Source organism: Protofrankia sp. CiP1_Cm_nod4 (assembly GCF_982290645.1).
The window spans coordinates 1-6014 of the sequence record NZ_CEVIVC010000001.1; the positions used below are offsets into that span (position 1 = coordinate 1).

Below are 6014 nucleotides of genomic sequence, written 5' to 3' on the forward strand. Positions count from 1 at the left end.
GAACGGGGAGGGCGGCTGAGGGGATGGCTGAGAGGGGGAGCGCGACGGTGGACGGGATGGCGGACATGGCGGACAAGGTGGCGGGCACATGTCCGTTCCGCCGGCGGTGGAGCCCGCCGGCGCGGGCGTGCCGTGCGCCGTTGTTCCAGCGGGATGCGCGGTTTTCCCCGGATTCGCCGTTCCCCACAGAGGCACCGTTCCCCGGAGAGGAGGTAACAAAATGCGGGACATCATGGTGGGCCGACCTTCCTCCCGTTCGCCTCGTTCCGGTTTGATTCGCACCGGCCTGCTACTCACAGTCACCAACAGAAGCAAAGAGTACGGAGGGTGGCCCGGCGACCGCAACCACTTCGATGTTGTCCCTGTGTCGGGAACCGTCGGACGATGCCCGAGAAGATGGCCCCGATACGGCACACAACCGTTCCGGCGGGCCCGTTGCCGCAGGTCAAGCGGTTAGATCATCAGGTGGTGCGGGCGACCGCCTCCACCATGGCGGCGGTCAGCGCGGCGACGTCTGGGCGCGTCATGACGTATGGGGGCATTGCGTACACCAACCGGCCAAACGGACGCACCCAGACCCCCAGCTCCACCAGCAGCGGCTGGATCACCCGCATGTCGACCGGCTCCCGGGTCTCGATCACCCCGATCGCGCCCAGTGTCCGCACGTCGGCGACACCGGGCAGCGCGCGGGCAGGCGCGAGCCCCTCGGCCAGCCAGGTCCGCAGATCACCGACCCGGCGCCGCCACGGCCCGGACAGCAGCAGGCCGATGCTGGCGTTCGCCACCGCCGCGGCCAGCGGGTTGCCCATGAACGTCGGCCCGTGCATGAACACGCCCGCCTCGGACCCGCACACCCCGGCCGCCACCTCGTCCGTGCACAGGGTTGCGGCCATCGACAGGTATCCCCCGGTCATGGCCTTGCCGACGCACATGATGTCCGGGCTGATCCCGGCGTGGTTGCAGCCGAACAGCTCCCCCGAGCGTCCGAACCCGGTCGCGATCTCGTCGGCGATGAGCAGGATGCCGTAGGCGTCGCACAGCTCGCGCAGCCGGGCCAGCCAGCCCGGGGCGTAGAAGCGCATCGCCCCGGCGCCCTGCACCACCGGCTCGCAGATCACCGCGGCGATCTCGTGCTGGTGCTCGTCGAGCAGCCGGGCGATACCGGCGACGTGCTCGTCCTCGCAGGGCTCGTCGAAGCCCGGCCGCGGCGCCTCGGCGAAGAGGTGACGCGGCAGCAGGCCGGTGAACAGATGGTGCATGCCGGTGTCCGGGTCGCACACGGCCATCGCGCCGGAGGTGTCCCCGTGATATCCCCGGCGGACGGTGAGCAGCCTCGTCCGCCCGGGGCGTCCCCGGCCCCGCGCGTACTGCAACGCCATCTTGATCGCGACCTCGACGGAGACCGACCCGGAGTCGCAGAAGAACACCCTGGTCAGCGGCGGCGGGGTGATCTCGGCCAGGGTGCGGGCCAGCGTCACCGCGGGCGCGTGGGTCAGCCCGCCGAACATGACATGGGCCATGTCGTCGAGCTGGTCGCGCACCGCCGCGTCCAGGACCGGGTGGGCGTAGCCGTGGATGGCGGCCCACCACGACGACATGCCGTCGATCAGCTCCCGCCCGTCGGCCAGCCGCAGCCGCACCCCGGACGCGGACGCCACCGGGAACACCGGCAGCGGGTCGGTCGCCGACGCGTACGGATGCCAGACATGCGCCCGGTCGTCGGCGAGCAGCTCCCCCACATCGGCGTACCGAGCCGACGTGTCTCCCTCCGGACGATGCCGCGGACGATGCCCCATACGCCATGTCTACCGTGCCCCGTCCATCACGCGTCATACGGCGTACGCCGTCCCGCCCGTACCGGCCCACGGCCCACCGCCGATCCCGGCGCGCTCCTGGCCGTCTGAGCATCCGCGGCGGATGTGACGGCTGGGTGGACGGCATGTCCCGCGGTGGTCATGGCGGCCGGCTGTCGCGGTATGGACAGGCGGCAACGGACCATCGGCGTTTGCGAGGAAGCCGCGTGGAGATAATCCCACCGTTGGTGACAACGGCTGGTGACAGTTACTGGTGACAACGACTCCCACCGGGGAAGGCCACCATGTTTCAACTGATCTGGATCATCCTTGCCGGCCTCGTGATCGGCCTGTTGGCACGACTGGCCGTCCGGGGGCCGCAGCGGATCCCGCTGTGGCTCACGATCGTCGTCGGCATCGTCGGCGCGCTGGTGGGCAACATCATCGCCAGTGTGCTCGGTGTCCGCCACACCGGCGGTTTCGACTGGATACGCCACATCCTGCAGGTCGGTGTGGCCGCCGGCCTCATCGTCCTCCTCACGCCCCTGTGGCTCAACCGCAACACCCAGCGTCCCGACGAGCACCGCCAGTATCGGTAGGCCCTGGCTCTCCGACGTCCGCCGTGAGCGGCCCCGACCCAGTACCCGCACTGCATGATGGCCGTATGACGAACGGTGTCGACACGTTGTCGGAGACGCCCGAGGCATCGGAGACGATCACGGGGCTGGCCGCGGACTTCGACCGCGACGGTTTCGTGATCGTCCGCGGGCTGTTCGGCGAGGAGGAGACGGCTGAGCTCGGTGCCGCGCTCGCCGGCCTCCAGCGCCGGATCAGCACCGGCGAGCTCGACCGCTCCTGGGCCGGGGACGATCTCGGCGGCGACTTCGACGGTGAGCATCCGCCGTACGTGCACTATGTCGTCGGGGTGACGAACCTCTCCCCCGTCGCCGCGGCCGCGATCCGCCACCCCGTCCTGCTCGCGCTCGTCCGGCGCATCCTCGGCGACGGCTACTGGCTGTACGACGTGGACGATCATGGTGTGATCTACCAGGACGCCCGCCCCGGCGCCGGGATGACCTACACGCGGATCGGCTGGCACAGCGACCACCAGTCCCGGCCGACGTCGGACATCTGGCCCGGCGTGGCGCTGACCTTCCACATCGACGCGACATCGCCGGCCAACGGCTTCCTGCGGGCGGTGCCCGGCAGCCACCACGGGGACTGGGACGCCGTCCCCGCCGGCTTCGGCAGGATCCCCGGCGAGGTGGCGCTCTACTGCGACCGCGGTGACGTGCTGCTGCACCACAGCGACCTGTGGCACGCCGCCGCCCGCGCCACCGAGGATCCGCCCGGCGGCGTGCGCCGGCACATGCGCGGCAGCTACCTGGGCGGCCGCCCCCTCGCCGCCGGCGAACAGCTCGAGCCCTTCAACAAGAACGCCCTGCGCTGACCCCGGCCGCCCGCGAATTTCATCATCGTTGTGATTCTGGTGCTGCCGGAACGGCATCGGGATCACAACGGCCACTTGTCGGCGGTGAGGGTACGCGGGACGGCGGCGGTGGGTGGATGCGGTTGTCGGTGACGCGGGCGGCGCGGGCAGGATGGGTGCGTGGTCCTACCGATTCACGACATCAACCCGCTGCGTCGCCGGCCGGTCGTCACCTGGCTGCTGATAGCGGTCAACGTCGTCGTCTTCGTGTTCTTCGAGCCGGTCGTGACCTCGGTCGCCGGGGCTGACACCACGACTCCGGCGAGCGTCTGCGAGCAGGAGCGGTTCTTCGACCGCTGGGGCGCGGTCCCCACCGAGATCCTGGAGAACCGGCCCGCTTCGAAGGCGCTCACCGGTCAGGCCGTGGGGGTGGATCCGCAGGGCCATGTGCTCTGCCAGCAGGAGTCGCCGCCGCCGTACACCAAGCCACCGGTCCTGTCGGTGCTCACGGCGATGTTCCTGCACGGGAGCTGGCTGCACCTGCTCGGGAACATGCTCTTCCTCGGCGTGTTCGGCAACAACGTGGAAGACCGGATGGGCCGCTTCCTCTATCTGATCTTCTACCTGGCGTGCGGGTACGTGGCCACCTACGGGTTCGCGCTGTTCGAGTCGGACTCGACCACGACGCTCATCGGCGCCTCCGGGGCGGTGGCCGGCGTACTCGGCGCCTACCTGGTCGTCTTCCCGCGGGCGCGGGTCATCGGCCTTGTCACGTTCCTGTTCTTCCTGCCGTTCTGGCTGCCGGCCTGGATAGTGCTCGGGTTCTGGTTCCTGCTGCAGTATGTCTATTTCATCGGTATGGGTGTCGCCGAGGGCGGCAGCGTCGCCTACGGCGCCCATGTGGTCGGGTTCGTTTTCGGCGCGTTGGCCGTCCTGCCGTTCGTCCGCAAGCTGCGGGCCGCGGGGCCGGCCCGGTACCAGCCGCCCGACCAGTGGTGGGTCCGTCGGATGCCCTGGCCCTGACCGGCCGGGCGATGCGGGCCGGGGGTGGCTGCCGGCCCGCTGGCACCCCCGGCCGGCCGGCGGGACACTCCCGCCGTGTTTTTACGCTATACGCCCAAGAAGGGACGGGCCGCCGGGCTAGTCCCCCCGCCCGCCGCGGTCATCGCGGTGGACGGGCACGGACGAACGCGGCGGCCCGGGCCGGTCGCGCGGGCGGCGCCCGGACGCCTGCATCGACCAACATCCATCAGACACGCCCTGGCGGCGGGCTCCCGGGCCGGTGCCGGGCCACCCGCCGGTGGTCGGCATGTTCAGGCGGTAACCGGCGTCGACCGCCACAGGCGCCGCTTCTTCCCTGCCTTCTTCCCCGTCTTCTTCCCCGAGTCCTTCCCGGCCGGGCCGCTCTTCCCTATCGGCTCACCGCCAGCCTGGTCGCCGCCTGCTGGTTCACCTCCGGCCGGGCCGGGAAGCGGCACGGCCAACACGGGCAGGTCGATGGCGACCGTCCGCCAGCCCTCGTAGACCTCCTCGGACGGGAACCCCCGCGCGGCCAGGGCCTGTGCGGCACCGACGAGCTGCTCGTACGTCCGCTGGTCGTCGACCTCGTCGGCACGCTCCTCCCGCGCGGCGTACCGGCGCACGACCGTGCCGCCGACCCGCAACGACGCGCCGCCTGACAGCGGGGCGGCTGGCGGTGCGCCCTCCGACGGTGCGTCAGCCGACGGTGCGTCAGCCGCGGACACGGCGGCTGACGAGGTGGTCCCGCCCAGGATGCGCGTCAGCGTCCAGGCGCGCACGAAGGTGACGGTGTGTGGCTCGTCCAGATCGGTGGTGGGCAGAGCACCCACATACTCCTCCAGAATCCTGACCACCTGTTCGACGGTCGCAGGACCCGGTTCCGCGCCGCCTTTACCCAGACCCATCTACAACATCCTCTCCAGATATGTGGATAACTCCGGACCGTGACAACCGGAGCATGACAGCCAATGACAACCGAACCGTGACAACCGCGGGCCGGCTCGCGGAACCGATAGCGCATCATCCCGGACGATGCGGTCGCTTCCGGCACCGGGGTGCTCACGAGACATCGCCGACACATACGCCCACAAGGTGTTTGCGCACCCGACCGGGAGCAAAGATCGACCAATCCGCTGATCGGGAATGGGGCGTCCCGGTGGGGCGCCGGGCACGACGCCCGTGCGGGCCGCCGCCCGGACGCGCTCCCCACGAGCCCCGCGGGCCCCTCGGCCCGGGAAAGGACCATCATGCGTACCCGGGTACAGGTCCCCTTCGCCGCCCTGATCTGGTTCGCCGTCGGCATCATCGTCGCGATCAACAGGGACTACCAGGTGCACACCGGATCCCAGCTCGCCACCTTCGTGCTGGCCGTGACCAGCTGGCCGGTCCTGCTCCTCGGCGGCAGCGTGCAGATCCAGCTCTGACCGGCGCCCGCGCCCGGGCCGCCTCCCTCGCACGGGCGCCGGCCGGCTGCCTGACCGGGCCCGGCTCACCTCCCGTGGGCACCCCTGGGCGGAGAGCCACGCCGGCAACGGTGACGGCACAACGGTGACGGCACCCGCGGTGGCAACGCCGGTGACGACGCCACGCCGGTCGGAACCGGGGATTCGGCCGGCCCGACACGCCCGCTACCAGTGCTCCGCCACCGGGCGTGTCGGGGTATGTGCCGGCCGCGGCAAAGGAGGGCATCTCGTGATTACCCGGGACCTGCGGGTCGAACCGTTCCAGCTCGGGCTAGAATCTGTTTGCAGAATATGACGTGCGGTTACAGG

6 protein-coding genes are annotated in these 6014 nt (G+C 70.6%); 4 read left to right on the forward strand and 2 right to left on the reverse strand.

The window, feature by feature from the left end; all coding sequences use genetic code 11:
• Window positions 1-461: 461 nt before the first annotated feature.
• Window positions 462-1796, reverse strand: a complete 1335-nt coding sequence (bioA, locus tag AC5LSR_RS00005; RefSeq protein ID WP_250280444.1) for an adenosylmethionine--8-amino-7-oxononanoate transaminase — start codon at window positions 1794-1796, stop codon at window positions 462-464.
• A 302-nt stretch (window positions 1797-2098) separates the two neighbouring features.
• Between bioA and AC5LSR_RS00010 the strand changes: the two genes are divergently transcribed.
• The 3 genes from AC5LSR_RS00010 to AC5LSR_RS00020 all read left to right on the forward strand — a co-directional run bounded on the left by AC5LSR_RS00010 (window position 2099) and on the right by AC5LSR_RS00020 (window position 4245).
• Window positions 2099-2392: a GlsB/YeaQ/YmgE family stress response membrane protein gene (locus AC5LSR_RS00010; protein ID WP_250280448.1), complete on the forward strand. Its 294-nt coding sequence runs from the start codon at window positions 2099-2101 to the stop codon at window positions 2390-2392.
• Window positions 2393-2457: 65 nt separating this feature from the next.
• Window positions 2458-3243: a phytanoyl-CoA dioxygenase family protein gene (locus AC5LSR_RS00015; protein WP_493468038.1), complete on the forward strand. Its 786-nt coding sequence runs from the start codon at window positions 2458-2460 to the stop codon at window positions 3241-3243.
• A 159-nt stretch (window positions 3244-3402) separates the two neighbouring features.
• Window positions 3403-4245 (forward strand): rhomboid family intramembrane serine protease, encoded by an 843-nt coding sequence (locus AC5LSR_RS00020; protein ID WP_250280453.1) that lies wholly within the window; start codon window positions 3403-3405, stop codon window positions 4243-4245.
• Between the two features lie 290 nt (window positions 4246-4535).
• Here AC5LSR_RS00020 and AC5LSR_RS00025 read toward each other — a convergent pair whose 3' ends face one another.
• Window positions 4536-5147: a hypothetical protein gene (locus AC5LSR_RS00025; protein WP_250280455.1), complete on the reverse strand. Its 612-nt coding sequence runs from the start codon at window positions 5145-5147 to the stop codon at window positions 4536-4538.
• A gap of 342 nt (window positions 5148-5489) precedes the next feature.
• On the opposite strand from AC5LSR_RS00025, the gene AC5LSR_RS00030 reads away from it, so the two are divergent.
• On the forward strand, window positions 5490-5666 hold the full coding sequence (locus tag AC5LSR_RS00030) for a hypothetical protein (protein WP_250280456.1): 177 nt from the start codon (window positions 5490-5492) through the stop codon (window positions 5664-5666).
• Window positions 5667-6014: the final 348 nt, after the last annotated feature.